The organism is Natrialba sp. INN-245 (assembly GCF_009807105.1).
Lineage (GTDB): Archaea > Halobacteriota > Halobacteria > Halobacteriales > Natrialbaceae > Natrarchaeobius > Natrarchaeobius swarupiae.
This window is the reverse complement of the sequence record NZ_WUBV01000001.1, coordinates 29,478-55,130: the sequence shown is the minus strand read 5'-3', so window position 1 is coordinate 55,130 and position 25,653 is coordinate 29,478. Positions and strand designations below refer to the sequence as shown.

The 25,653-nt window shown below is 63.7% G+C and carries 25 protein-coding genes; 10 read left to right on the top strand and 15 right to left on the bottom strand.

The annotated features are described in order from the left end of the window. Positions 1 to 95 precede the first annotated feature (95 nt). The 8 genes from GRS80_RS00250 to GRS80_RS00215 all read left to right on the top strand — a co-directional run bounded on the left by GRS80_RS00250 (position 96) and on the right by GRS80_RS00215 (position 9,745). Positions 96 to 1,253: a CBS domain-containing protein gene (locus GRS80_RS00250; protein WP_160045792.1), complete on the top strand. Its 1,158-nt coding sequence runs from the start codon at positions 96 to 98 to the stop codon at positions 1,251 to 1,253. A 420-nt stretch (positions 1,254 to 1,673) separates the two neighbouring features. Then, a complete protein-coding gene (locus GRS80_RS00245) occupies positions 1,674 to 3,323 on the top strand; it encodes an ABC transporter substrate-binding protein (protein ID WP_160045791.1) in 1,650 nt (549 codons plus the stop codon). Positions 3,324 to 3,415: 92 nt separating this feature from the next. Then, positions 3,416 to 4,405, top strand: coding sequence for an ABC transporter permease (locus GRS80_RS00240; RefSeq protein WP_160045790.1), 990 nt, complete (start codon positions 3,416 to 3,418; stop codon positions 4,403 to 4,405). After that, entirely contained in the window at positions 4,402 to 5,397 is a 996-nt protein-coding gene (locus GRS80_RS00235; protein ID WP_160045789.1) for an ABC transporter permease, read from the top strand. Before GRS80_RS00240 ends, GRS80_RS00235 begins: the two co-directional genes overlap by 4 nt. Further along, positions 5,394 to 6,677, top strand: a complete 1,284-nt coding sequence (locus GRS80_RS00230; RefSeq protein WP_160045788.1) for an ABC transporter ATP-binding protein — start codon at positions 5,394 to 5,396, stop codon at positions 6,675 to 6,677. Before GRS80_RS00235 ends, GRS80_RS00230 begins: the two co-directional genes overlap by 4 nt. A gap of 83 nt (positions 6,678 to 6,760) precedes the next feature. Further along, positions 6,761 to 8,047, top strand: a complete 1,287-nt coding sequence (locus GRS80_RS00225) for an ABC transporter ATP-binding protein (protein WP_343161389.1) — start codon at positions 6,761 to 6,763, stop codon at positions 8,045 to 8,047. 226 nt (positions 8,048 to 8,273) lie between these two features. Beyond that, the gene (locus GRS80_RS00220) at positions 8,274 to 8,639 is read left to right on the top strand and encodes a hypothetical protein (protein ID WP_149082129.1); all 366 of its coding nucleotides are present in this window, start codon (positions 8,274 to 8,276) and stop codon (positions 8,637 to 8,639) included. Positions 8,640 to 8,824: 185 nt separating this feature from the next. Then, entirely contained in the window at positions 8,825 to 9,745 is a 921-nt protein-coding gene (locus tag GRS80_RS00215) for a DMT family transporter (RefSeq protein ID WP_343161387.1), read from the top strand. 71 nt (positions 9,746 to 9,816) lie between these two features. Here GRS80_RS00215 and GRS80_RS00210 read toward each other — a convergent pair whose 3' ends face one another. The 15 genes from GRS80_RS00210 to GRS80_RS00140 form a co-directional block, all read right to left on the bottom strand. Next, positions 9,817 to 10,056, bottom strand: a complete 240-nt coding sequence (locus GRS80_RS00210; protein WP_343161386.1) for a hypothetical protein — start codon at positions 10,054 to 10,056, stop codon at positions 9,817 to 9,819. A 224-nt stretch (positions 10,057 to 10,280) separates the two neighbouring features. Continuing rightward, the gene (locus GRS80_RS00205; protein WP_149082132.1) at positions 10,281 to 12,509 is read right to left on the bottom strand and encodes a CDC48 family AAA ATPase; all 2,229 of its coding nucleotides are present in this window, start codon (positions 12,507 to 12,509) and stop codon (positions 10,281 to 10,283) included. Between the two features lie 429 nt (positions 12,510 to 12,938). After that, positions 12,939 to 13,472 carry a hypothetical protein gene (locus GRS80_RS00200; RefSeq protein ID WP_160045786.1) on the bottom strand — a complete coding sequence of 178 codons (534 nt, stop codon included), beginning with the start codon at positions 13,470 to 13,472 and terminating at the stop codon, positions 12,939 to 12,941. Between the two features lie 2 nt (positions 13,473 to 13,474). After that, positions 13,475 to 14,407, bottom strand: a complete 933-nt coding sequence (gene mch / locus GRS80_RS00195; protein ID WP_160045785.1) for a methenyltetrahydromethanopterin cyclohydrolase — start codon at positions 14,405 to 14,407, stop codon at positions 13,475 to 13,477. A 94-nt stretch (positions 14,408 to 14,501) separates the two neighbouring features. Next, the gene (locus tag GRS80_RS00190; protein ID WP_160045784.1) at positions 14,502 to 14,705 is read right to left on the bottom strand and encodes a heavy-metal-associated domain-containing protein; all 204 of its coding nucleotides are present in this window, start codon (positions 14,703 to 14,705) and stop codon (positions 14,502 to 14,504) included. A 238-nt stretch (positions 14,706 to 14,943) separates the two neighbouring features. Next, complete coding sequence (locus GRS80_RS00185) at positions 14,944 to 15,258, bottom strand: MTH1187 family thiamine-binding protein (protein WP_160045783.1); 315 nt, start codon at positions 15,256 to 15,258, stop codon at positions 14,944 to 14,946. Positions 15,259 to 15,324: 66 nt separating this feature from the next. Further along, on the bottom strand, positions 15,325 to 15,678 hold the full coding sequence (locus tag GRS80_RS00180) for a HalOD1 output domain-containing protein (protein WP_160045782.1): 354 nt from the start codon (positions 15,676 to 15,678) through the stop codon (positions 15,325 to 15,327). 185 nt (positions 15,679 to 15,863) lie between these two features. After that, on the bottom strand, positions 15,864 to 16,046 hold the full coding sequence (locus GRS80_RS00175; protein WP_160045781.1) for a hypothetical protein: 183 nt from the start codon (positions 16,044 to 16,046) through the stop codon (positions 15,864 to 15,866). A gap of 90 nt (positions 16,047 to 16,136) precedes the next feature. Beyond that, positions 16,137 to 16,835 carry a helix-turn-helix domain-containing protein gene (locus tag GRS80_RS00170; RefSeq protein ID WP_343161385.1) on the bottom strand — a complete coding sequence of 233 codons (699 nt, stop codon included), beginning with the start codon at positions 16,833 to 16,835 and terminating at the stop codon, positions 16,137 to 16,139. Between the two features lie 250 nt (positions 16,836 to 17,085). Continuing rightward, positions 17,086 to 20,295, bottom strand: a complete 3,210-nt coding sequence (locus GRS80_RS00165) for a bacterio-opsin activator domain-containing protein (RefSeq protein WP_160045780.1) — start codon at positions 20,293 to 20,295, stop codon at positions 17,086 to 17,088. A 374-nt stretch (positions 20,296 to 20,669) separates the two neighbouring features. Continuing rightward, positions 20,670 to 21,092, bottom strand: coding sequence for a universal stress protein (locus GRS80_RS00160; protein ID WP_160045779.1), 423 nt, complete (start codon positions 21,090 to 21,092; stop codon positions 20,670 to 20,672). Next, the gene (locus tag GRS80_RS00155) at positions 21,092 to 21,328 is read right to left on the bottom strand and encodes a hypothetical protein (protein ID WP_160045778.1); all 237 of its coding nucleotides are present in this window, start codon (positions 21,326 to 21,328) and stop codon (positions 21,092 to 21,094) included. Before GRS80_RS00155 ends, GRS80_RS00160 begins: the two co-directional genes overlap by 1 nt. Positions 21,329 to 21,461: 133 nt before the next feature. Further along, entirely contained in the window at positions 21,462 to 22,142 is a 681-nt protein-coding gene (locus tag GRS80_RS00150; protein ID WP_160045777.1) for a cytochrome c biogenesis protein CcdA, read from the bottom strand. Then, on the bottom strand, positions 22,139 to 22,699 hold the full coding sequence (locus GRS80_RS00145) for a TlpA disulfide reductase family protein (RefSeq protein WP_160045776.1): 561 nt from the start codon (positions 22,697 to 22,699) through the stop codon (positions 22,139 to 22,141). Before GRS80_RS00145 ends, GRS80_RS00150 begins: the two co-directional genes overlap by 4 nt. 2 nt (positions 22,700 to 22,701) lie before the next feature. After that, entirely contained in the window at positions 22,702 to 23,448 is a 747-nt protein-coding gene (locus GRS80_RS00140) for an SCO family protein (RefSeq protein ID WP_160045775.1), read from the bottom strand. Between the two features lie 229 nt (positions 23,449 to 23,677). Between GRS80_RS00140 and GRS80_RS00135 the strand changes: the two genes are divergently transcribed. Together GRS80_RS00135 and GRS80_RS00130 are read left to right on the top strand one after the other, a co-directional pair. Next, entirely contained in the window at positions 23,678 to 23,854 is a 177-nt protein-coding gene (locus tag GRS80_RS00135; protein ID WP_160045774.1) for a hypothetical protein, read from the top strand. A 185-nt stretch (positions 23,855 to 24,039) separates the two neighbouring features. Continuing rightward, positions 24,040 to 25,653, top strand: coding sequence for a trehalose-6-phosphate synthase (locus GRS80_RS00130; RefSeq protein ID WP_160045773.1), 1,614 nt, complete (start codon positions 24,040 to 24,042; stop codon positions 25,651 to 25,653).

Here is a 25,653-nt window from a genome sequence, read left to right as displayed (position 1 = left end):
TCGTACGTTTCGGTTCGAAGACAAGAAACTTCCTCCGGGCGACGGGAACAGGCAGTATCTTCAAAAGCCCTGCAGCAGTATATCCTCTCGTAACGATGAATATCGCTGATATCGCCACGCAGGAGTACATCGAAGTCGACGTTGGAACGCGCATGGGGAAGGTCCGTTCGACCTTCGAGAACGGCAACCCGAAGGGGATTATCGTCGCTGACGACGGGGAGTACGAGGGCGTCATCAGCGAGCGGGAGGTGCTGCAGTCTCACGTCGAAGACGACGCGAAGGTGGCAGCCCTGATCAAGCCGAGTCGAAGCGCACCGGCCCCGCGTGTCAGCCGCGACGAAGACGTCCGAGAAACCGCTCGAGTGTTGATCGAGAGCAACGCGAAGATGGCACCCGTCTTCGAGGACGGCGAACTCTGGGGCGTCATCAGCAGCGATGCCGTCCTCGAGGCGGTTCTCGAGAACCTCAACGCACTCACGGTCGAAGACGTCTACTCGGCGGAGCCGGTCACGATCGCAGAGGACGACGGAATCGGGAAGGCGATCAACAGGCTTCGTGAACACGGCATCTCTCGCATCCCGGTCCAGAACGAGAACGGATATCTCACCGGCGTCGTGACGACCCACGACATCGCCGATTTCGTCATCCGCGAGAACGACCGGATGACCACCGGGGACCGAGTTGGCGACAACGAACGGATGCTCGACGTCCCGGTCTACGACATCATGAACAGCCCCGTCGAGACGACGACGCTCGACGCCACCGCAGAGGAAGCCGTCGAGACGATGCTCGAACTCGATTACGGCGGGTTGGTGGTCACGCCCGAGGACGACGACCGGATCGTCACCGGCGTCGTCACCAAGACCGACGTCCTGCGTGCGCTGACGTTTACGGAAGAAGAACACATGGACGTTCAGATTACGAACATCTCCCTTCTCGATACGATCTCCCGAGAGTCGATCGTCGAGAGCATCACGGAGGTCGCCGACAAGTACGCCGAGATGCAGGTGATGCACGCACACGTCCGCTTCAAAGAACACAAAGAGAAACTGCGCGGGACGCCGTTGATCCACTGCCAGATCCGCCTCCGCACGAACAAGGGCCAGGTCGCCGGCACCGGCGAAGGCTACGGCGCGGAGAACGCCTTTCGTGTCGCCCTCGACAAACTCGAGCGAAACGTCTTGGAGGTCAAGGGCGTGACGAGCGACCAGGAGTACCGCGGCCAGTTACTCCGAAAACTGAACGAACTGTAGCGCCCTCGCCCCCGTCGTTTGTTCGGAATATCGGTCTGCTAACGAGCGGGAACGATTGCTCGGTCGTTCTCATCCGTATCCAACCCAGGTGGCTGCCGACGCCGCTGGCGGTTCATTTCGTGACGGGAGCCGACGTCAGAAGTGGCTCATCTGGCACACACGAATTCAGGTGGCGAACGCCACCGGAGGGTGTGATCGAAGAGTCGATGAACTGCGACGTGGACGGTTTCGCTCCGGCCATTCGAGGGGAATGAAACGATCGTCCAATTGAGTTCGAATTCTGGAGGTCATATTATTCGTTTGGAAATACTGAACTGATAATCGAATATCCATTCAGTCTTCCAAATGAAAAGAAGTACACAGTAACCGATCCTGACATCAGCAACATTTATGAAAAACCTGCTTGTTTCTCCATCTGGTATGAAGGGTGCTAATAGACGAAGTATCGACCGACGAACGCTGCTGAAACTTACCGGTGCCGCAGGGGCGGCGACCGGGATCGGAACGCTCGCCGGTTGTGTGGACGACGGAAACGGCACCGGTAACGGTGACGACGATGGGAACGGTGACGTAAACGGAGACGTCGACGAACTCACAATCACGCTGTCGCAGTTTCCGGACACGATCGATCCACTCGATCACATCACCGGAGACTACTTCGACGTGTACGACCACATCTACGAACCGCTTTTCGACTTCGAACCCGGTGAGGGAATCTTCGGACGCGTCGTCGAGGACTGGGAGATCCAGGAAGGCGAAGGGACGACTGAGCTTTCCCTCCGGGACGGCGTCGTCTTCCACAACGGCGACGACCTGACCGCGGAGGACGTCGCCTGGACGATCAATCGGACGGTCGATCCGGAGATGGGCGTCCCGAGCCCGATCGGGACCTTCGGCCTCGGTTCGATCGAGGGCGCGGAGGCGGTCGACGACACGACTCTCGAGGTCCACTACGGAGCCGCGCCTGGTCTGGCCGAGTTCGAGTTCGGTAACTACGCTCGCGCGCTGAACATGGAGTGGGCGATCGACAACCACGACGCCGAAAACGAGGCGATCTCCGGGGCCGATCCGGAGGATTTCAACGGGACCGGCCCGTACGAGGTCGTCGACTTCACCTCGGGCGAAGAGATCGTCCTCGAGCGGTTCGACGATTACTGGGGCGACGAGCCACCGTTCGAGACGGTCAGGTTCAACGCCGATGGCGAATCCAGTGGTCGGGTGGCCTCACTCGAGACGGAAGAGACGGATCTCACGATCAACATCCTGCCGGAGGACGTGACGACCGTCCAGAACGCCGACGGAGTCGAGGTACGGCAGGTGACGAGCTTCCGGAACATCTTCTGCCCGATGAAAAACACGGTCGAACCGTTCGACAGTCTGGAGTTCCGGCAGGCGATGAACTACGCCGTCGACAACGAGGAGATCGTCGATACGATCCTCAGCGGGTTCGGCGAGCCCCGAGGACAGCCAGTTGCACCCGGAATCAACGGTTTCAACGACAGTATCGAACCATACGAACAGGACATCGGGACGGCCGAGAGCCTCGTCGAGGACAGCGGCTACGGTGGTGTGGAGATCGAACTCGTCGCACCGTCCGGACGGTACCTCAACGACGCCGACGTCGGCGAGACCGTCGCCGACCAGATTGACCAACTCGACAACGTCGACTGCTCGGCGAACATCGTCGACTTCGGTGTCGTCTCGGACGCGAACCAGGCCGGCGTCGATCCCGACGAGTACGAAGACACCTGGGAGATTCCGTTCTACCTGATCGGCTGGGGGACCATCACCGGTGACACCGACTACGGCGTCCAGGGATTCTTTACGATCCCTGACAACCCGAACCGGACGTTCCACGACGAAGAACTCAGCGACGCGATCCTCGAGAGCCAGCAGATCGAGGATCCCGACGAGCGACGAGCACAGCTCGAGGAGGTCAACCAGCTCGCCCACGAGAAGGCCCCGTTCGTCTTCCTCCACACCCAGGAGAGTATCTACGGTGTCAGAGACGACATCCAGTGGGATCCACGCGAAGACGAGACCGTCTACATCTGGGAAATGGACCGGTAACGACAGGTCTCGCGGCCTGTCTTCCGGTGAAACGAAAGCGTGATTATCAGCCCCTCGATTCACTCGATACGGTCTATGGGTACTACATTCAAATGACGCTGGGGAAGTTCCTCGTACGGCGAATACTTCAGGGAGTGTTCGTCATCTGGGGAGTCATCACGATCATGTTCGGGCTCCGGGCAGTATCGCCCGGTGACCCGGCGAACCTGATGCTTGCCGAGGGAGCAACGCAGGCACTCGTCGAGCAAGTCAGAGAAGAGGAGGGATTGAACGAACCGATCTACGTGCAGTATTTCGACTACCTTCAGGGGATGGTCGTCGGTGATTTCGGCTACTCCTGGCAGTCGAACAGGGAGGTCGAGGCGATGGTCATCGAACGCATTCCGGCGACGATCGAACTCGCTGTGGCCGCGACGATCGTCGCGATCGTCATCGCGATTCCGCTGGGCGTCATTTCGGCGACACGACGGAACCAGCCCTCCGACTACGGAGCGACGCTGTTTTCGTTGCTGGGGATCTCCACGCCGAACTTCTGGCTCGGACTGATGTTGATTCTCATTCTGGGCGTGTGGGCCGGTCTCTTTCCGACGGGTCGGCGACCGGTCGGGTTCGGTCCGGCCGTCCTGACACTCGCCCAGACCGGCTCCCCGAGCGACGTCTTCACGTGGCTGAAATACATCGCGCTTCCGGCCATCACGCTCGGAACGTACTTTACGGCGCTGATCACCCGCCTCACCCGGAGTGGAATGGTCGACGAGCTCGGAAAACCCTACGTAACGGCGAGTCAGGCGAAGGGACTGCCCGCGGTCCTCGTCCGGTACAAACACGTGCTTCGAAATACGATGATTCCGATCCTCACCGTCCTCGGTCTCCAGATCGGGACGCTGATGGGTGGTGCGGTCATCACCGAAACAGTGTTCAATTGGCCCGGCCTCGGGCTCCGACTCATCGACGCGCTGGATGCGCGAGACTGGCCGCTCATGCAGGGGATCGTCGTCTTCATCGCCATCGCGTTCGTCTCGATCAACATCGTCGTCGACGCACTGTACGCCTATCTCAACCCACAGGTGAGCGACGAATGATTTCCAAGAGAGTCAAATCGAACCTGAAACAGACGTTCTCCGAGAGCTTGCTCCCGAAAATCGGACTCGTGTTGTTGCTCTCGATTCTGATTATGGCGATGTTCGCACCGATTCTGGCTACTCACGATCCGACTCGGACGGGCCACTACACGGAGGAGGGTGCGGAGTATCCACCGCTCGGTCACGAATATACAACGCAGGTCGCGGCGGACGGTGAAATCGGTGAAGTAACGGTACAGGGCTCGAGCGAACACGTCCTCGGAACGAACAACGTCGGACAAGACGTCTACTCGCGGTTCCTCTACGGGGCGCGAGTCTCGTTGCTCGTTGGACTCCTCGGAACGAGTATGGCAGTCGCGATCGGGGTTCCGGTCGGGCTCGTTGCGGGATACTACGGCGGCCGGATCGACGACGGTCTGATGCGTATCGCAGACGTCATGCTGGCGTTCCCGGCGCTCGTACTCGCACTTGCGCTTATCGGCGTGTTCGGGGAGTCGCCATTTTACGTCCCCGATCCGATCGTCCGGGCCGGACTGGCAGAGGGGATGCCCGAATCGATACCGATCCCCGGAACCGTTACGATCGTCGTCGGCCTCGTCACCTGGGTATGGTTCGCGCGGGTCGCCCGCGGCGAGGCACTGTCGATCCGGAACGAAGAGTACGTCAAGGCGGCACGCAGCTTCGGGGCGAGCAACCGGACGATCCTGTTGAAACACGTCCTCCCGAACAGCCTGACGCCGATCATCGTGCTCGCAACGATTCAGGTCGCGGTGATCATCCTCCTGGAGGCATCGCTTGCGTATCTTGGCTTTTCCGGAACGACGCTCTCCTGGGGATACGAGATCGAACGAGGCCAGGACGTCCTCAGAACCAGACCATGGGTCTCGATGCTTCCGGGGATCGGGATCGTCCTGGCAGTGATCAGCGTCAACTTGCTGGGCGACTGGCTCCGGGACGCACTCGACCCAAACATCGAGGGTGAAGGACGATGACAGAAGATGTACTTCGAGTAAACGATCTTTCGACCCGGTTTTTCACGACGGAGGGACAGGTAAACGCGGTCTCGAACCTCGATCTTCGGATCGAACGCGGCGAGATATTCGGGATCGTCGGCGAGAGCGGCAGCGGTAAAAGCGTCACCGCTCGTTCGGTCATGAATCTGATCGAATCGCCGGGAGAGATCACGAGCGGCGAGATCTGGTATCGAAACCGAGACCTCGTCGAGGACGTCGAAGGGAACTATCCGGACGCAGTCGACGGCGAGTTCGTCGACTTGCTCGCGCTTTCCGACGACGTCAGGCGATCGCTTCGCGGGACATCGTTCAGCATGATCTTTCAGGACCCGGAAAGTAGCTTCAACCCGACGCTGACCGTCGGCGAGCAACTCGCGGAAGCCGTCGAAGTCCAGCGCCGGGCCAGCGCGAACCCGCGATCGACGCGGGCGCGAACGCGGGAGTATTCGCTCGGAAACTACCTCCTATCGACGGTTCTTCCGTCCCAGCGGTACGTCTCCGAGGCGAGTCACGAGCGGGCGATCGAACTGCTCGAGCTGGTCGGCATTCCCGACCCGATCGAACGAGCCGACGAGTACCCACACGAGTACTCCGGCGGGATGCTCCAGCGGGCGATGATCGCGCAGGCGCTGGCCGGCGAGCCGGATCTGCTGATCGCCGACGAGCCGACGACCGCACTGGACGTCACCATCCAGGCCCAGATCCTGGACCTCCTCGACGAGCTCCAGGCGGAGACGGGCATGACGATCCTGTTGATCACACACAACCTCGGCGTTATCGCACGCATGTGCGACCAGGTTGGCGTCATGTACGCCGGCGAGATCGTCGAGCGCGGGACGCTCTCCGACGTCTTCGACGACCACGTCCACCCCTACACCGAAGGGCTGCTCGGTTCGGTTCCCGACCTCGAGCGCGCGGGTGGGCGTCTCCAGCCGATCCCTGGGAACGTCCCAAGTCTGCTCGACCACGAGATGGACGACCGGTGCCAGTTCGCCGATCGCTGTCCGAAGGCCATGGAGGACTGTCTCGAGCATCCGCCGGAGTTCAACGCGCCGGGAAGCGATAATCACGAGGTTCGCTGCGTCCTCACGGAGACTGAGTACGACGAGTCCCGCGCGCTGCCGGCGGACTACTTCGGAGGGAAAGAGCGTCCGACCGCGGACGTATACGCCGACCCTGGAACGGATATCGACGAGTCCACCGGCCCCGGCAACCCACCGCGGCAACCGGTCGACGAGCCCGGAGGTGACCGCCCGTGAGTACGGACGACGCGAGTACGGCAGACGGAACGGGTGCGAACGGGGGGAAGACGACCGACGAGAGGAGTGTCGACGAGCCGCTCGTGCGGGTCGACGACCTCCACAAGTACTTCTGGGAGAACGACTCCGTCTTCGACCGCCTGCTGGGGGGCGAGCCGGTCGCCGTCCGCGCCGTCGACGGCGTCAGCTTCGATGTCCACCGCGGCGAAACGCTCGGCCTGGTCGGTGAGTCCGGCTGCGGAAAGTCCACGACGGGCGAGACGCTCCTCCGACTCCAGGAGGCGACCGATGGTCGCGTCGAGTTCGAGGGACGTGACGTCTACGACCTCGGCGGGGACGAACTGAACGAGTTCCGTCGGGAGGCACAGGTCGTCTTCCAGGACCCGTTCTCGAGTCTCGATCCTCGGATGACGGTCGGTGAGATCGTCCGACAGCCCCTCGACGTTCACGACGTCGACACTGACGCCGAACGGCGCAAACTCGTCCGCGACCTGCTCGAACGCGTCGGTCTCTCGGCTGACCAGCTCGACCGGTACCCCCACGAGTTCTCCGGCGGTCAGCGCCAGCGGATCGGCATCGCTCGCGCGCTCGCGCTCGAGCCGGAGTTCCTCGTTCTCGACGAGCCGACGTCGGCGCTCGACGTCTCCGTGCAGGCCCAGGTGCTGAACCTGCTCGAAGACCTCCAGACGGAGTTCGACCTGACCTACCTGCTGATCAGCCACGATCTCTCGGTCATCCGTCACATCTGCGACCGGGTCGCCGTCATGTACCTCGGCGAGATCGTCGAGATCGGCCCCGTCGAAGCCATCTTCGAGGAACCGAAACACCCCTACACGGAGGCGTTGCTCGAGAGCGTACCGCGGGCGACGACGGCAGAGCGAGACCGGGATCGCGAGACGATCTCGGGTGACGTGCCCTCTCCCCGCGATCCACCGAGCGGCTGCCGGTTTCGAACCCGGTGTCCGATGGTGATCCCGCCCGACGACCTCGCTATCGATCAGGACGAGTACCGTGCGATCGTGAACCTCCGCGAGCGAATCGAACGTCGGGACGTCTCCCTCGAGTCGCTCGGTGAGGACGACTTCGACGCCGGCGAGACGCGAGCGTTCGTCACCGAGTTGAAGCGGCGATTGCTCGAGTCCGACCTATCCGGTCGACACGAGGCAGCCGTCGACGAGGCGCTCGCACACCTGGCGACAGCCGACTGGGATGCAGCCGCCGAGCGGCTGGCTTCGACGTACGAGAGCGTCTGCGAACGACGAAATCCGGAACTCGACGACGGACATCACCCGGTCGCGTGTCACCTGTACGACGACCCCGAGTCGACGTCCGGGGCAGACGAGCGGGGCGATCAGGCGGGACCGAGCTGATACGGATATACCCGTTAGGCCAGACGAACCCCGTCGGATCAGATCGAAACTTGTCGCGGTCGTTCCGGGCGTCTCTCCACCCGCCCACTGAACGGGAAGTCGCCGCGGAGACTCGTCCGTGAGCCGGTACGTCCCGGAGACACCGATCAGCGTCAACGAAAATCTCCGAATTCCGACCTATCTGTGTTGGCAGCAGGTGTAATACCCCGACGCGTCTCGTGTCTGTATGGACCGGACGAGTGCAAGCCGAATGGAGGCTGCCTGTTCCCTGTTAGCCGAGTCCGAGCGCCGGTATCTGCTGTATCTCCTCGCTGAGGACCGCGGGGCGAACATCGAGGAGTTCATCTCACAGGTGGCCGCCTGGGAGCTGGACGAACCGGCGGGGACCATCGAGAAAGAGACCAGACAGCGAATCTACGTATCCTTGGTCCACAATCACCTCCCGCGTCTCGCGGACTACGACATCATCGAGTACGACCTTCGCAGCGGTGACATCGTACTCGACGACGGGTTCGATGACATCAAACCACTGCTTGAGCAGTTCCGCCAGACGGAGGAGGTTCCCGAGATCCGTCAGCGACCGGCGCTCTGATACGGACCGCTGTCCGTCTGTCCCGACCGGTCACACGACGACCGGCAATCAGTCGGAGCAGACCGTATGACTGCCGCGTGCCCGTTCTCGAGCGATGTCCTTCGGTCGTGAACACGTCTCGTCTACGGGAAACGTCGCACGTTTCGAATCGAAATATATAGGATTAGTCCGAAGTGAGCATCGGTGTGAACCGGTTTCGCAACGTCGGGTTGTTCGTGATACTCGCGGCCCTCTGGGGGTCCGCATTCGTCGCGATCAGTGCGGGACTCCGACACTTTCCCCCGGTTCTTTTCGCCGCATTTCGATACGACGTTGCCGGGCTACTCATGTTCGCGTACGCCGTTTACGCGGCTGATCGATGGCGACCACGTCGACGAGACGAGTGGGCTGTCGTGGCTGTCGGTGCAATCTTGCTGATCGCCGCCTACCACGTGTTCTTGTTTGTCGGACAACAGAACACGACGGCGGCTGCCGCGGCGATCATCATCAGTCTGTCGCCAGTCCTCACGACCGGGTTCGCCCGGGCATTGATGCCCACTGACGCGCTGTCGGCGGTCGGGGTCGTCGGAGTCCTCTTGGGACTCGTCGGCGTCGCCGTCATCACTCAGCCCGATCCGTCGAATCTGTTTTCGACCGATGTGGTCGCCAAACTGCTGATATTCGGTGCCGCCACGTCGTTCGCACTCGGTGGCGTCCTGACCAGACGCTTCGACTCGGATCTCCCTATCGAGACGATGGAGGCGTGGTCGATGATCGGCGGCGCACTCCTCATGCACGCCGTCAGCATCGCGATGGGAGAGCCGATCGATCCCTCGTCCTGGACACATCCGGAAGCGATCGGCGCGCTCGCGTATCTGGCGGTCGTCGCGAGTGCGATCGGCTTCCTGATTTACTTCGACCTGCTCGAGCGTCTCGGCGCGGTCGAGATCAACATGGTTTCCTACGTCGCCCCAGTGTTCACGGCAGTCGTCGGCTGGCTCTACCTCGGTGAAGTCGTCGATACGACGACGCTCGTCGGATTCGGGTTCATCGTTCTCGGGTTCGTCATCGTCAAGCGCCGTACGCTGCGTGAGGAACTCGTACACGCCGGGCAGTGGAGACGGTAGGGGGGGACACTCCAGAGCCGGCGGCTACGCCAACGCCGGTCAGTGACAGCAGTCGGCCACGCCAACGCCGATTAGCGACGGTAGGTGTGGCCGACGTACAGTGCCAGGACGTTCACCGAGAGCAAACCGAGAAAGAAGAGCAACTCGAGCCACGTCCCTAACCCGTTGAACAACACGGGAAAGTACAGAAACGGAGCCACGATTGCGGTCCAGAACCCCGCTCGACGGATCGGTTCGGCGAGAGTCGGAACGACCCGCTCGAGCATCTTTCGTCGATCGTCGTTCCCACTCTCGACCGGTGGACCGCTCACCGAAGACGACCCTCGATCGCCTGGCGCCGGGGAATCCGACATCGATACACGCGTTCTCGCCCACACGTCGGTATATACGGATACGACCGTTTATGATCGCTTGACTACAATTTACTCGAATACGGTCGTTCTCCCGTCGTGTGGGCTCGCCGGTTCGTCTGTCGTTGGAAACCGTCCCGAACTGGAATGCAGGTACGAAGAACGTACGAGAGAGAAACGAGTCGTTACTGGAAGCCGATGCGACTGTCCCGACGACCCGTCGGGTCCGGTCCCCTCGAGCCGCCTTTGAACTCCTCTTCGATCCGTTCGTAGTAGTCTAAGATATCGTCCGTGATCGTCGGTCGGACGTTCTCCATCGCCTGACGGAAGTGACGCATCTCGACGATGTCGGCTTCGTGGTCCTCACGAAGTGCTTCGATCGCGGCCTCGCGGGCGATCGATTCGAGATCGGAACCGACGTAGCCGTCGGTGATCTCCGCGACTTCACGGAGGGTGACGTCCGCCGCGAGCGGCGTGTTCTCCGTGTGGATATCGAGGATCCGTTCGCGGCCGTCGACGTCGGGTTCGCCGATCATGACGAGACGGTCGAACCGGCCCGAACGAAGGAGTGCCGGGTCGATCATGTCGGGACGGTTGGTTGCGCCGATGACCATCACGTTCCCCATCTCCTCTAATCCGTCGAGTTCCGTCAGGAGCTGGTTGACGACGCGCTCGGAGACGTTCGAGCCGACCTCGCCGCCCCGCCCGGGTGCGAGGGCGTCGAGTTCGTCGAAGAAGATCACCGTCGGCGAGACCTGTCGGGCTTTGCGGAACGTCTGACGGATCGCCTTCTCGGACTCGCCGACCCACTTGCTAAGTAGTTGCGGGCCGCGCACGGAGATGAAGTTCGCGTTCGTCTCGTTGGCGACGGCTTTCGCCATGAGCGTCTTCCCGGTGCCGGGCGGACCGTACAGCAACACGCCCGCCGGCGGGTCGATGCCGAGACGGTCGAAGCGTTCGGGGTTGTTCAGCGGCCACTCGACGGACTCTTTGACCTGATCTTTGGCGTCGTGGAGGCCGCCGACGTCGTCCCAGGAGATCTTCGGCAGTTCGACGAGTACCTCCCGCATCGCCGAGGGTTCGACTTCGTTCAAGGCACCGCGGAAGTCCTCTCGCTTGACGATCATCCGGTCGATCAGACTCGGCGGGATGTCCTCCTCGTCGAGATCGATCTCCGGGAGGTATCGTCGGAGCGCCTTCATCGCCGCCTCCTTGGTGAGACTCTCGATGTCGGCACCGACGAAACCGTGGGTTTCGTCCGCGAGGTGGGGGAGATTGACGTCGTCCGAAAGCGGCATCCCGCGGGTGTGAATCTGGAGGATCTCCTCGCGGCCAGTCTCGTCGGGAACGCCGATCTCGATCTCGCGGTCGAACCGACCCGGCCGGCGAAGTGCAGGGTCGACGCTGTCGACGCGGTTGGTCGCCGCGATGACGATCACCTGTCCCCGCGCCTCTAAGCCGTCCATCATCGTCAACAACTGGGCGACGACGCGGCGTTCGACCTCGCCGGTGACGTCCTCACGTTTGGGCGCGATGGAGTCGAGTTCGTCGATAAAGATGATCGCGGGCGACTCCTCGCTTGCGTCCTCGAAGATCTCTCTGAGCTGTTGTTCGGACTCCCCGTAGTACTTCGAGATGATCTCGGGGCCGGCGATCGAGAAGAACGAAGCGGAGGTCTCGTTGGCGACGGCTTTGGCGAGCAGCGTCTTCCCGGTCCCCGGCGGTCCGTGGAGTAAGACGCCCTGTGGCGGTTCGATACCCAGTTTCTTGAAAATCTGGGGATGTTTCATCGGGAGTTCGACCATCTCCCGAACCCGCTGGATCTCGCTTTGCAGGCCGCCGATGTCTTCGTAGGTAATTCCGCCACCGGTCTTCTCGAAACCGCTGATCGGTTCCTCTCGGAGTTCGACGTCGGTATCTTCCGTGATGAGTACCACTCCCTCGGGGTCGGTTTCGACCGCGATAAGCGGGATCGCCTGGCCGGGCGATCGCATGAACGGGTGGTTCGTCGAGCTCATCACGGGGACGATGTCGCGGCCGACGACCGGCCGTTTGAGGATCTGGCGTTTCACCATGCCGGCGGCGTCGGAACCGAACTGGACCGACGCCTCCTCGGGGGGTGCGAGGGTGAGTGAATCCGCCTTCGTCGCTTCGGCCTTCCGGATCGTTACGCGCTCCCCGATGCCGACGTCCGCGTTCTGGCGCGTGAAGCCGTCGATTCGAACGGTGTCCGTGTTCCAGTCCTGCCGGTCGGCGCGCCACACTTTCGCCGCGGTCGTATCCGCACCTTCGATCTCGATGATGTCGCCCGGACTCAGCTTCAGATGCAACAGCGTGTCCGGGTCGAGTCGGGCGATACCACGACCCGAGTCGTTCGGGTACGCCTTCGCAACCTCCAGTTGAACTTCGTTCATGATTCGGATTAAACGGGGATGTCAGTGACTCCGATACGTGATCGGATAGGTTTTTTGCTCGCTCAACCTGTGATAGATGCTACCATATCAGAGTTCGACTGGACGATACATAGGAGTGTCGGCTTCGGTGGGTTTCGCAGCCTTTTCACGTCTCGAGGGAACTGAGCAGAGCGATCCGCTACGATCGTATTCTCTGGACACAGTCGCGGTGTCGACCGTGGTAGTCTCCGATTATCCAGCGGAGGTCGACACCGATTCGGCCGAACGCCCGAGGACGATCCACCCGGCAGACGGTACGTACCGAGTGTCGTCGGGGTCGAAACAGACGGTCTCAACCGCTCCGGTCGCGTGCTCTTTCCCGCTGGCCGTGTCCTATCGGTACACCTCACCATAGGTTGGGAGACGCGGGACACAGCAAACGGAAATCGGCTACCGGTCGACCCTCTCGCGTCGATACCGGACCGTCGAACCGTTCCCGTCGGCCGTCCGGTCGACCAGCCCGAACAGGGTCGCCCACTCGAGCAGGCGTTCGACGCGTTCGGCCCACCTCGCGCAGTCGTCGGGTTCGCGGTGCGAGCGCCCCACCGTTCGCTCGGTCGAGCGGTCGCGAACCCGCCTGGTCACTGTCGCCACCTCTAGCCCAGTCGAACTGTCCTCGAGTACCTCGAGGACGGTCGGAACGTCGCGAACGCGGCTCCGGAACGTGGTCCGGAGCGATTCCGGATCGACGTCGTTGGCCGTCCGCCGATACGTGTCGCGTTCCGTCTCGACCAACTCGAGCGCTCGGAGGAACGTCAGCCAGGTTGCGGCCGCCTCGCGGCCCTCGACGTCGGCTCGCTCGACGAGCCGGGAGCAGCAGTCGGCGTCGCTGGCGGTCGCGTCCGATTCGGCCGGAACCGCGGCCGCGACGCCAGCGACGGCCTCGAGACCCTCGGGCGGCTCCGGAACGGGTTTGAATCGCACGCTCAGAGATCGAGCGACTCGGCGAGCAGGCTCTCGTCCGTCTCGCCGTGGACGTACGTCGGACCGCCGACGACGTCGATGGTCACCTTCGCCGGGGCGAACAGATCGGAGGGAACCTCCTTGAACTGCCACTCGAGGTCGTCGAAGATCTCGCCGAACGGCCGTCCGTGTGCGTCGGCTGCCGTCGAGGACACTGACTCGAAGTGGTCGGCGTCCTCCCGAACGGTGAGGTGGGCCGTTCCGCCGTAGGCGATCGCGTCGTTCGTGCGGGCGATCGCCGTCCGTTCATCGCCCGCGACCGGTGGGACGGGCGCACGTCCCGTCACCGAGACGATATCGAGGGGATCGTACCCGAGTTCCGTCAATCTGAACGTCGCAAGTTCGGCCGCTCGAGCCGCGTTGGTGATACTCCCGGCGATACTCGCGGTGGAGTAGGGGAGTAAGAAGACGCTGCTCGTCTCGACCTCCGCGAGGTCGGCGACCTGTTCGGCGGCGGCCTCGGTCGGTACGTCCTCTGTCTCGACGGCCAGTGCCGTCAGGTCGAACGCGTCCGTGTATCCGATGCGCCTGAACTCCGTCTCCTCGGCGACGAGCGCCCGGGCCGGCCCACTTCCGAGCCCCTCGAAGTCCTCGGTCGTCAGCTCCCAGCCGGCCTTTTGCGAGCACAAAAGCGAGAGCGCCGGCTGATCGGTCGAGAGCGAGACGTAGGGGATCGGCGCGTCACTGATCTCGCCGAGGTCGTAACTCGGCGTCGCCATCCCGGCGGTCTGGATCTCGGTCAGAAGCATTCCGGCTTCGATACCGCCGTCGAACTCGAGGCCGAAATCGAGCACCGTCGCGTCGTTTTCGAGGTCGTATCCGCCGACGTTTAGCTCCTCGGCATACTCGAGGGCCTCGTCGACCAGTTCGATCGCCATTCGGTTGAGACTCTCCATGGTGTCGCTTCAGCCTCCGACCTAAAACCGTTTGTCAGTCTCTGTCTGACCACTGTCCGACTATCGTCCTACGCCCCGATAGTATGGGCAGTGTTCACACGGAGTATCCGGCGTTCTCGATCGCATCGGCGATCGACGACTCGTCGACGAGCGTTTCCTCGTGTACGACGCGAACCTCGCTCGCCTCGTGGTTCGCCGTCACCGAGGAGACGCCTTCGAGGGACTCGAGGGCGTCGGTGACGGTGTTCTCACAGCCCTCACACGCCATTCCGCCTACTTCGATGGTCGTCTCCTTCATGACGTCCCTACTTGGCCCCGACGAGTGATACGGATTATGATCGACCACGTATCCGCGCGCGTCTGCGGGTCGGATCTGACTGACAGGTGTCCGGTCGACCGTTCGGATCGGGACCATCATACGGTGTCGTGTCAGTCACTTCGGGCGCAGCCGCGACCCCTGGGGCGGGTGCGCCGGTCCATCGGGACAGGAATCCGTATCAGTCCTCGTTTCGGCGGAGTTCGACGATTCGATCGGATTAGGAGGAATCGCTCGTCGCCGCTCGGCCGAGGTGTTCTTCGACCGCCTCGACTTTCTCCGCAGCGGACGTTTGCTTCGTTCGCTTGTCGTCGATTTTCAACACCGTGCTCACGCGGTCGCCGTCGACCGCCTCGTGGGCCGCCTGTGCGGCGGCGAACAGCTCACCGATCTCGTCGGTCTCGATCACCGTCCCCATCGGGTTCGTCTCGTACTCGACGTCGTACGCCTCGAGGGCGTCGACGGCTTTCGCGACCTCGTCTGACATACTGTCTTCGATCACCGGTGCGACGCTCAGTAGTGCGACTACCGTCATGGTTGCCACTGAGAACGCGCGGGAGCCTAAAATGTACCATGATCGGGGACTGTGTGTCGGTCCCGACTAGTCGCGAGTCGGCCGGTCCACCGACGCCGAGGGCGGGTAGATGATCACGTCCCCGTTCGCGTAGACGTACACCTCGTGTTCCAAGGCGGTGAACGCGACGTGCCCGCCGGTTCGTTCGGTGCCGTCGGCCTTTTTTCCGAAGAGCCGATCGAGCGCGTCGGGGTCGACGCTGTCGTAGAGCGAAAACTCGCCCTGGGAGACGTCGATGTCCGCGATCGACGCGATGGCGTGGACGATCGTCGTCGTGATCGTCGCGGTACCGTCGCCATCGTGGTGGAAGACGTACCGATCGTTAGGCTGGTCGTACTGTAGATCGCCGGTGTCGTGGGTGGGAGAACGTTCTGTTTGCATTTCGATCCTCTGTCGTCGATCGTCTACCGTTGGTACTGTATCGGAGTATAAAAACGAACCGCAACGTCAAACGGTAGACAAACGTGAACTAAAATTCGGACTAGCAGTTGTATTTAAACACTATCGAGGACTCGGATGAGTCCTTTCACGTTAGCGTCGGAACCGGCCCCTCGGGGGTCGACTCGTCATGGTTCGTCCCGTCGTTCGTGGCGTTCCTCGACTTCTCGAGACTCGCGGAGCACGCGCTGGGCCTCCGGCGATCGGCGATTTTTCGGCGACATGATCGGCTCGCCCGATCCCTCGATGCGATCCTCGGGATCGTCGACTGCGATCCACTCGCGGGCGCGGGAGACCAGTGCTCGAAGCATATTCGAACGGTGTGCGTGAGGCTCAAAAAGGTTGGTGGGGAGATACGAACACACTCAGGTGTGGATGTCGATGCTGCCCCACGAGGGCGATCAGGCGAGCGACGCGGCACAGAGCTCGGCGATCGCACGGCGGAGCCGCTGGGAGATGGCGGATTTCGAGACGCCGAGTCGGTCGGCGAGTTCGTCCTGGGAGATCCCACGCGGCACGTCGAAATAGCCCTCCTCGTAGGCGACCGCGAGCAGTTCCTGTTGTTTCTCGGTCAACGCTACGACGCCGTCGTCGCCGTCGTCGGAGACTCGCAGGTGTTCGACCGACACCGACACGCCGTCGGCCCGACAGGCGTCGTTGAACGCCACGAGTGCGTCCCGGCTCGGAAACCGAAGCTGGACGAGCCAGCCGTCTCGAGAACTCGAGACATCGAGCAGTCGACCGCCGACTTCGGCCGTACTCGCGGTGAACGTCAGCGCCCGTTCGGTCAGCGTGACCCGGTACACCCGCCGGTCGGGATACCGGTCGACGAGGATCGGCTCTCGGATCGTCGGATCGGTCTCGAGGGCGGCCTCGAACCCGCCGAACTCCGCCCCCCGTGCGGTGACGAACAGGAGAGTGTGGCCCGTCTCGTCGGTCGTCCAGTACTCGGGTTCGAGGGTGACGTCAGGAGCCCGCTCGAGGGTCGATCGCAAGACGAGGTCGGGGTGGTCGAGTCGAACCTGCGCGACGATTCCGCCGTCGGACCGATCCAGAACCGTCGATCGTTCGCGTTCGGTCTCGGCGAGTTCGATGCTCACAGATCCACCTCGCTCCGTCCGGTCGCCTCTCCGTAAGCGTCCGTTACCGGTGACACGCTCATCGATCGAGTGATTAGGCCGTGGCTATCTGGACGTGGGCGCTAGATAGCAAAATCACGGCCACGATTGCTCAATACGTATTCATCCGTCCGATATTCTGGACGTCGGCTGGCGAACGAAACAAGCAATTACCCCACGAGTTGGCTCCGAACGAGACCTGGTAATGGTTGGTAAACTCCGAAACAGTCGCTTACTCCCCGTCGCCTCGCTCGTCGAACAGGAGTTCGAACAGTTTTTGCTGGGCTATCCGTGAGTGCCGGCTGAACGTCGGCTGAGAGACACCGAGCAACCGCGCAACCTCCTCGCCGGTACTCTCCCGGGGCCACTCGAAGAAACCGCTGTAGTACGCCGTCTCGAGCGTACGAAGCTGTCGGTCCGAGAGTCGGTCCCGTAACTCGGCGTCGAACGACCGGCTCCGAGCGTCGGACCCGGGGCGTTCGCGTCTGGCGACCAGTTTCACCCCCCGATAGCTGCGTTCGAGCATTCGGACGAATCCACGCACCGCGATCGTGTTCGGCAGTTCGACGACGAGACGCGTCCGATCGTCGGCCGGTTCGATCGAACGCAACGCGCCGCCGTGCTCGGCGATTCGCTCCGCGATCGTTTCCTCGCGGACGACGAGTTCGACGCCGGAATCCGTGCCGATCCGGCGGATCGAATCGACGCCCGCGAGTGAGTCGGCGTCGGCGTCGTCCAGCGCCGTGGTGCAGTAGATAGTCGACCCGCCGGACGATCTGGGAACGACCGTCCGGACGACGATCTCCGTCTCCAGGTGGTGGGCGGTCGCGAGAAGGGGGTCGTCCTCGTCGCCGACGACGAGTTCGAGTTCGACGCCCGACTCCGAGAGCAGTGCTCGCTTCCGCTCGAGCGCCGCCGTCGCGTGGCCGGTGACCGTCGCGAGGTGCCGACAGCGGTTCCGTACTCGATCGTCGAACAGTCCCGGCCGATCACCGTACGCGGTGAGCGTTCCGTACCGAAACTCTCCGTACTCGATCGGCGTGAGCAGAGCGCTCCGGTAGCCGTACTCGAGCGGCTCCTCCAGCCACGGCTCCCCGTCGCCGGTCCGGCGGTTCGATTCGCTCTCGAGGTCGATCACCGCCGTCGCATCCGACGGCTCCGCCGCCGTCGTATCGGACGGGTTCTCCCCTGCCACGTCCGACGGCTCCTCCGCTGGCACATTCGGCGGGCTCTCTCGTCCGACGGACACTGGGTCGGGATCGACCGGCATCGACAGCGAGTCGAGGAACTCGCCGCCGTCGCCGACCCAGGTCGACGGCGTCAGCGTCTCGGCGCCGACGTCGTGGCGGCCGATCCAGACGAGGCCGATCGATCCGGTCGTCTCCACGGGAGTGAGTTCGCGTACCGCCTCGCAGACGCGCTGCTCGAGGTCGTCTCTGGTTTCGGCCGCGAGTATCGCGCACACGTCTGCCCGGAGCCGTTCCGAGTCCGCCTCGAGCGCCTCGTACACGTCGCGTTCACGACCCACCGTCCGGAGTCGACGACGACGCTCGAGCGCTTCGAGTGCAACCGACGCCGCGTCGGCGAGCGGTTCGACCGCGTCGACCTCGAGCGACGCGAAGCCGAGCGGTCTCGCGGTCGTGGCGAGAACGAGGTTCTCGTCGTCGACCGGCAGGACGAAGACGCGTTCGGCCCGGACGCCGGAGCGCTCGAGAAGCGGTTCCAGCGTGGAGCCGTCGGAGACGATCGCCTCGCCCGCGTCGAGAAGCGGCTCGATCTCGGTTCGGTCGACGGCGACCGCCGGGAGATCGAGTCGGCCGTCTGAGCCGGTCGTCGCGACGGCTGCCGGCTCGAGGACACCGTCGTCGACCCGGTACCAGGCCGCGAACTCGGCGTCGGCACCGCCGAGAACTGCGTCGGCGACGGTTCGCCGAATCTCGACGGGAGTGTCGGCCCGACGGAGGTCGCAAACGGCGCCGAGGACGCTCGAGCGAAGCGTCGCCCCCGATCGTCGCCGGTCACGGACGGTACAGACTGCCCGAGCGTCGCCGTCAAGCGGCGTGATGAAGACGTCGACCGCACGCCCGTCACCGACCGCGAGGTCGCCGGAGACCGGCTCCATCCACCTGAACACGGGCGACTCCAGTCGCTCCCGGATCCGGGCCGCGAGGTCGGCGTCGAACAGGTCGTCGACGCCCCGACCGATCAGCACGTCGTCGTCGGCCAGTTCACGAAAGGAAGCGTTGGCGAGTTCGACGGTCGTTCCGTCGAGTACGGCCACGCCGTCGACGACTCCGTCGATCGTGTCCTCGAGGAGCGCGAGTCGGTTCGCGTCCGTCCGGACGGGCGTCTCGGCGTCGGTCCGGGAGCGGTCCCCGTCCGACCGCTCGCGTGCGACCACCGCCATCCCCCCGTCGTCCGGGTAGGCCGTCACCTCGAGCGGTGCGTCGAACGCCGGGTGACTCGTCTCGAACGCGACCGGGTCGCCGGTCGCGGCCGCCTCCCTGAGTCGATCGGCGAACGGCTCACGAACGTCGTCCGGGAGAACCGACCAGAGGATGGTTCCGGGATCCGGCTCTTCCCCGAGCAATCGGCCCGCGGCGTCGGTCCAGTGGACGAGTTCCCACCGCTCGCCCAGAACCAACAACGGGTCGCCGACGTGCTCGAGCGCCGCCTCGAGTGTCTCGTCTCCGACCTCCGGCGCCACCGTGATCGTCGTGATCACTCCCTCGATGTCCGGGTCCTCGAGGCGATCGACCGCCGTCAACTCGACGACCGTCCACGCCCCGTCGTCCGCGTGCAGCCGACAGGTGACCGTCTCAGTCGAGCCGACCGGCCGGTCGCGGACGCCCGAAACCACCTCGCGTACCCGGTCGCGGTCGTCGGGATGGACGAGACCCGGGAGAGCCGATCGAACGAGATCGTCGGGCGTCCAGCCGAGGCGGTCGACGGCCGGGGTGGCGTACGTGATCGTGCCGTCGGCCGTCACGACCACGAGCGGAACGTCCGCGTACTCGAGGAGTCGTCGGTAGTTGCGATCCGGTTCGCGCTCGTCGAGTCGAGTCCCCCTCACCGCGTTCCCGACGCGAGTGACGGCGACTGGCGACGGCGTCGCCGGATCGACGACGTCGGTCGCACCCGCCTCGATCGCCGCCGTCTGTGCGTCCGTATCCGCGACGGCGACGATCGGGACCGCTTTCGCGCCCTCGCGGATCTCGTCGAACACCGATCCGCCGGCAGACGAGTCGAACTCGCAGACGACACACCGCACGTCGTCCGAGTCGAGTCGGTCCCGCGCGCCGTCGGTCGACGGCTCGAGCCACACCGAATCGGCCCCCAGCGCTGATTCGAGGGCCGCGGCGGCGGCGGCGACCGGCGGCGAGTCGCCGACGACGAGGACCCCCGGGGTGCCGGCGGCGACGGCGGTGGCGTCGTCGCTCACGGTCCGAACACCTCCTGAGAGAGCGACCACCCGCGCCTCGAGTCGAACCGAGTGTCCACGGTGGGGTTCGATTTCCTCCCCGCAGAGAAAATTATCGTCATGGTACGATCCAGTAATCCTGGATTACGGTCGGGTCCGGGATCGTTTCTCCGCCAATTAGGCCGCCTCTCCGCTCATCGGCTGTCAGTGGGAGGTTCGCCTCTCCGTCCACCGACTCCCAATCGGTGATCGTCTCTCCACCGGTCGACCGTCAGTCCGGGACCATCTTCCGTCGGTCGGCCGTCAGACCGAACGCCTCCCCCGCCAGTCCGCACGCTATTCGGCCAGCGGGCAAACGGTCGTCTGCAGCCGGTGGACGCACCTCGGGTGACGGTCTACGTCCCCTCCCTGACGGTTACCACGGGAACCGGCGCGTTTCGGACGACTTCCTCGGCGACGCTGCCGACGATCAGTTGGTCGAGCCCGCTCCGTCCAACCGTCCCGACGACGATCAGATCGGCACCGGAGGCCGTCGCGGCCTCGAGAATCTGCTCCTGTGGCACGCCGTGGCGAACCGTCGTCCGCACGTCGACCCCCTCGGCCGTCGCCGTCCGTTCGACCGTCTCGACGACGTCGATTGCTTCGCCTTCCGGGTCGGACCGCATCTTGTCCCGTTTTTCCGAACTGTGTGGTCCCTCCTCGGCGACCGAGAGCACGTGGAGCGTCGCATCGAGGCGACCTGCGAGCGCGAGCGCGTGGTCGGTCGCGCGTCGAGCACCGTCGCTCCCATCGGTAGCGAGCAGGAGATCTTGGTACATCACTGTTCGGACGTTCGGTCGACGGCCGAATACGTCCCCGACTTGCCGGTGCTGGGGATACACGACACCCCCTCGACGAACCAGAAGAAAACGGACCACCGGTGGCCGCAGTCGTCACACTCGAACGTCCGCTCGAGCCCCGAATCGATGACGTTTCGATCGACTTCCTCACCCGCCAACTCGAGACAGCTCGGACAGCGCGTTCGACTGACGTAAGACGGGATACGTGTTCTCACGGCATAAAGAGTTGTCAACGAACGTTGAATTAAGTGATGGGTGATACAATACTCGACGGACCGCCGCCTCGGACGGTCGCCTGTCCGTCGATCCCTGTGGCAAGTCCTGCGGTCGCACTGGATAGCGTTCCGGTCAGATCACGTCGAGGACGACGACCGCGAGGTAAAGCTGTCCGATGCCGGCGAGGATCATGACGACACCGGCGAGGCGTTCCAAGTGATCGCTGTAGGCCATGATCTTGCCCGTGCTCGCGACCAGACCCATCCCGGTCGCGACGGTCAGCGAGACCATCAAAAGCGTGACGCTCCCGACGTAGGTTCCGACGACGAGCGCGGCCGTCGCCGGCGGATACGTGAGCGCGCTGGCGACGACCGCGCCGAACAGCGGGGCGACACAGCCCGCCGCGGCCAGCGCGTACCCCACGCCGAAGATCCCGAATCCGAAGACGCTCGAGCGCCGTTTCGGGAGCGCGACCGACAGCGACGGTGCCCGACCGAGTACGACCAGTACGCCGAAGATCAACAGGAGCGCACCGACGATCGGCTCGAAGAGGACGACGTTCGAGATGGTCGAGTGGCCGACCCAGAACGCTAACCAGAATAGGGCGGCGAGGGTTACCAGGACGCCGCCGCCGGCGATCAGCCCGCGGGTGAGCGATCCGCCGAGTGAGGCGTCCTCCCCTTCGGTTTGACTGACGTAGAAGCCGACGTAGCCGGGCAACAGCGGGTACGCACACGGGGAGAAGAACGTCAGAAAACCGGCCTGGAGGGCGAACGCGAGCGTCAGAAGGAACGTCGTGTCCGCCCCGATCATGGGTCCTGAGCCGCGATTGCGTCCTCTATTCGGTCGACGAGTTCGTCGGCGGTCTTGACGCCGTCGTCGGACCAGCGGACCCGACCGGAGGGATCGATCACGGCCGCGGTCGGGTAGCCGCCGGCGAGGTAGCGCTCGGTCAGCTCCGCCGTCGGGTCGAGTCCGATCGTCCAGCTCCCGCCGTTGTCATCCCACCACTCGACGAGTTCGTCCTCGGTGATCGAACCGGTCTCGCCCACCGTCTCGTTGGTGACCGACATGAAGAGGACGTCGTCACCGACTCGCTCGTAGGCCTCGGCGAGAGCGGGCATCTGCTCGATACAGGGCGGACACCAGGTGCCGAAGATGTCGACGAACGTCGGGCGATCGGCGGCGGGGACGAGCACGTGACCGGCCTCGCTCCCCGGCGCGTCGACCGTCTCGATCTCGAGCGGGTCGCGTTCGACGTCCTCGCCGGTGAGTTCGTCGACCGACGGGACGCCGAACACCGCGAGGGCACCGGCACCGGCGACTACGCCTGCGCTCGCAACTCCGGCGATAGCTTCCCGTCGACGCATGGTTATCGTTGTGCGACCGTTCTGGCGTCCTCGACGATCGCCTCGACGCTCACCTCCTCGCGTTGCTGGACGGCGTTCGGATACGATCGCTCGACGATTCCGTCGTCGTTGACCAACATGATCAGGTTGTAGTGGATAAACGTGTACTCGCCGTGGTCGTGGTCCTCGTGATCGGTACCGTGGTCCTCCTGACCGTGGTCGTCGAGCTCGTCGTCGTCTTCGACCCGTTCGATGTGCATGCCGAACGTGTCGTCGAGCAGCTGCTCGCCGTCCTCGTAGCTTTCGGGCCGCAGGAAGTGCCAGTTGTCGGCCTCGTGGTCGATTCCGCGTTCGCCGGCGTACTCCGCTAAGACCTCCGGTGTGTCCCGCTCGGGATCGAACGTCATCGCGAGCAGCGCGATGTCGTCCTCGTAGCCACGTTCGATCGCGTCCTCCTGGGCCCGGCGGAGACGCAAGAGCAACGCGGGACAGGCGCCGTCCGGACACGCCGTAAAGAAGTACGTCATCAGAAAGGCTCGCTCGCCCACCATGTCCTCGAGCGATACGGTCTCTCCCGAGAGTGGATCCGGCAGCGAGAACGAGGGGAACTCATCGCCGTGGATCGGGTGAGAGGGGTCCCCGCGTGGTTCCTCGGGGGGTCCGAGCGCGGTTCGGCCGTCGCCGCCGATGAACCCGACGTTGTCGAGACAGCCGGCGATCCCCGCGACTCCTGTGGCCCCCGCCGCTCGGAGGTACGTTCGGCGTTCCATATCGGACGGTAGGGTGGAGCGATCAAAGGCTCGTTGGTTCGTGTTTCGAACTGAACGCGACCCTGAACCGCTCGGACGTCCGGAATACTGACCGTGCGACGACCGGGCCGCGAAACGGTGTCCGTTCGATCGTAAACCACGCCGTACGCTCGGCGAACGGTTCGAAACGGATCCTCCACTCTCAGTACGGCTGGTATAACTATCGGCCAACCTCGAGTAGCACGAGGACATGTCGAAGTCGAACCGTGCCGCGATGGACATCGGCTGTCCCGCGTGTGACGCGACCGTCAACACGTCCGTTCCGCCCGGCCCCGGTATCGTCGAGGAAAGCGACTCGAACCGACTGCGGGGAAGCGAAACCGTCTGTCGAAGCTGTGGCCACGAACTCGAGTTGTACTATTATTAATGGGGCTGGGATCGACCCCTGCCCCGGCCGACACCCGGCGGTCGACCCCGCTCGAAACGAGAGCCGATCGACCTATCGTCTCGTCGAACCCTCCGCTGGTCCAGAACAGTACGGGGCACCTATTAGACCCCCATGCGGTTGCAGGCCACGAATCAACCCGTAGCGGCGCTGTGTTCTACCAGCGAATGCGAGTTACCGACGAGCGATTGTCGTCGACGAACACGGATAACAGATCGATACGAACCGACGGAGGCGACCGGAGCGTGCGAACCGACCGCTCTCGGGAACCGAACTGTCCTGGGTCGTTGATCGTCGTCTCGAACCGCCAGCCGTACCGCCACGAGTACGACGACTCGGACGACGAGCGATCGGTATCCGTCGACGAACCGACCGGCGGGCTGACCGCTGGTCTCGATCCCGTCTGCCAGCGAACGAACGGCACCTGGATCGCGTGGGGCGACGGCGACGCGGATTTCGACGTCGCCGACGACCGACACTGCGTCAGCGTTCCACCATCGTCCGGGGCGTACACGCTGCGCCGACTCGACCTCTCGGAAGACGCAGTCGATTCGTACTATCGTGGGTTCAGCAATCGCGTCCTCTGGCCGCTGTGTCACGGGTTTACGGATCTCCTCGAGGAGCGGCCGAACGACTTCGAGTGGTATCGGTCGGTCAACGATCAGTTCGCGACCGCAGTCGCCGACCACGCCCACGACGACTCTGTCGTCTGGATTCAGGACTACCACTTCGCGCTCGCCCCGCGAACGATCCGCGACTCGATCCCCAGTTCGGCGGCGGTCGCGCAGTTCTGGCACATTCCGTGGCCGACGCCGGAGACGTTCCGCGACTGCCCGGCGGCCGTCGGCATCCTCGAGGGGCTTCTCGGGAACGACCTGCTCGGGTTTCACGTCGATCGATACGCGAAAAACTTCCTCGAGTGTGTCGAGCGAGCACTGCCGTCGGCGACGGTCGACCGGGACCGCCACACCGTTCGGTACGACGGCGAGGCCACGACGGTCGTCGCGACGCCGATGGGTGTCGACGCCGAGCGGTACGACAGGAACGCCCGGTCGGCCGATCCGTCACGACTGTCGTCGGTTTTCTCGACGAACGGCGTCTCGAGCGAGACCGTCCTCGGACTGGGCGTCGACCGGCTCGATTACACGAAGGGGATCCCCGAGCGACTTGCTGCACTCGAGCGGTTCTTCGAGCAGAACCCGCGCTGGCGCGGGTCGTTTACCTTCGTCCAGAAGGCGACCCCCTCACGAACCGGGATACCAGCCTACCAGCGATACGGCGAGTTCGTCCGAGACGAGGTCGAGCGGATCAACCGCCGGTTCGCCACCGAGGACTGGCGACCGATCGTCTACACCGACTCGTATCTCGAGACCGAGACGCTCGCCGCGTTGTACCGGCGAGCGGAGGTGATGATCGTCAGCCCGCTCGTCGACGGGATGAACCTGGTCGCACAGGAGTACGTTGCCTCGAGTAGCGACGCCGACGGAACGTTGCTGTTGAGCGATCGAACCGGGGCACACGAACGTCTCGGCACCCACGCGTTTACGATCGACCCGACCGACGTCGACGGGTTCGCGCGTCAGATCGACGACGCACTCTCGACGCCCCGTCACGAGCGTCGTCGCCGGATGTCCGCCCTTCGTAACCGCGTTTTCGAACGGGACATCGACTGGTGGATGGCCACCCAGTTCGACTGGGTACGACGTGTCCACGACGACCGACTGTACGAGGGCCACTCCGATCTCGATCCGGATTCTCCGGAGTACACGTCACCGATATAA

Bases quoted from the DNA above. Each gene is read 5' to 3' on its own strand.
- GRS80_RS00220 (WP_149082129.1), top strand. From the start codon at position 8,274: ATGGACCGGACGAGTGCAAGCCGAATGGAGGCTGCCTGTTCCCTGTTA.
- GRS80_RS00240 (WP_160045790.1), top strand. From the start codon at position 3,416: ATGACGCTGGGGAAGTTCCTCGTACGGCGAATACTTCAGGGAGTGTTC.
- GRS80_RS00235 (WP_160045789.1), top strand. From the start codon at position 4,402: ATGATTTCCAAGAGAGTCAAATCGAACCTGAAACAGACGTTCTCCGAG.
- GRS80_RS00190 (WP_160045784.1), bottom strand. From the start codon at position 14,705: ATGAAGGAGACGACCATCGAAGTAGGCGGAATGGCGTGTGAGGGCTGT.
- GRS80_RS00130 (WP_160045773.1), top strand. From the start codon at position 24,040: ATGCGAGTTACCGACGAGCGATTGTCGTCGACGAACACGGATAACAGA.
- GRS80_RS00145 (WP_160045776.1), bottom strand. From the start codon at position 22,699: ATGCGTCGACGGGAAGCTATCGCCGGAGTTGCGAGCGCAGGCGTAGTC.
- mch (WP_160045785.1), bottom strand. From the start codon at position 14,407: ATGGAGAGTCTCAACCGAATGGCGATCGAACTGGTCGACGAGGCCCTC.
- GRS80_RS00250 (WP_160045792.1), top strand. From the start codon at position 96: ATGAATATCGCTGATATCGCCACGCAGGAGTACATCGAAGTCGACGTT.
- GRS80_RS00180 (WP_160045782.1), bottom strand. From the start codon at position 15,678: ATGCAAACAGAACGTTCTCCCACCCACGACACCGGCGATCTACAGTAC.
- GRS80_RS00160 (WP_160045779.1), bottom strand. From the start codon at position 21,092: ATGTACCAAGATCTCCTGCTCGCTACCGATGGGAGCGACGGTGCTCGA.
- GRS80_RS00185 (WP_160045783.1), bottom strand. From the start codon at position 15,258: ATGACGGTAGTCGCACTACTGAGCGTCGCACCGGTGATCGAAGACAGT.
- GRS80_RS00140 (WP_160045775.1), bottom strand. From the start codon at position 23,448: ATGGAACGCCGAACGTACCTCCGAGCGGCGGGGGCCACAGGAGTCGCG.
- GRS80_RS00175 (WP_160045781.1), bottom strand. From the start codon at position 16,046: ATGCTTCGAGCACTGGTCTCCCGCGCCCGCGAGTGGATCGCAGTCGAC.
- GRS80_RS00245 (WP_160045791.1), top strand. From the start codon at position 1,674: ATGAAGGGTGCTAATAGACGAAGTATCGACCGACGAACGCTGCTGAAA.
- GRS80_RS00230 (WP_160045788.1), top strand. From the start codon at position 5,394: ATGACAGAAGATGTACTTCGAGTAAACGATCTTTCGACCCGGTTTTTC.
- GRS80_RS00205 (WP_149082132.1), bottom strand. From the start codon at position 12,509: ATGAACGAAGTTCAACTGGAGGTTGCGAAGGCGTACCCGAACGACTCG.
- GRS80_RS00150 (WP_160045777.1), bottom strand. From the start codon at position 22,142: ATGATCGGGGCGGACACGACGTTCCTTCTGACGCTCGCGTTCGCCCTC.
- GRS80_RS00135 (WP_160045774.1), top strand. From the start codon at position 23,678: ATGTCGAAGTCGAACCGTGCCGCGATGGACATCGGCTGTCCCGCGTGT.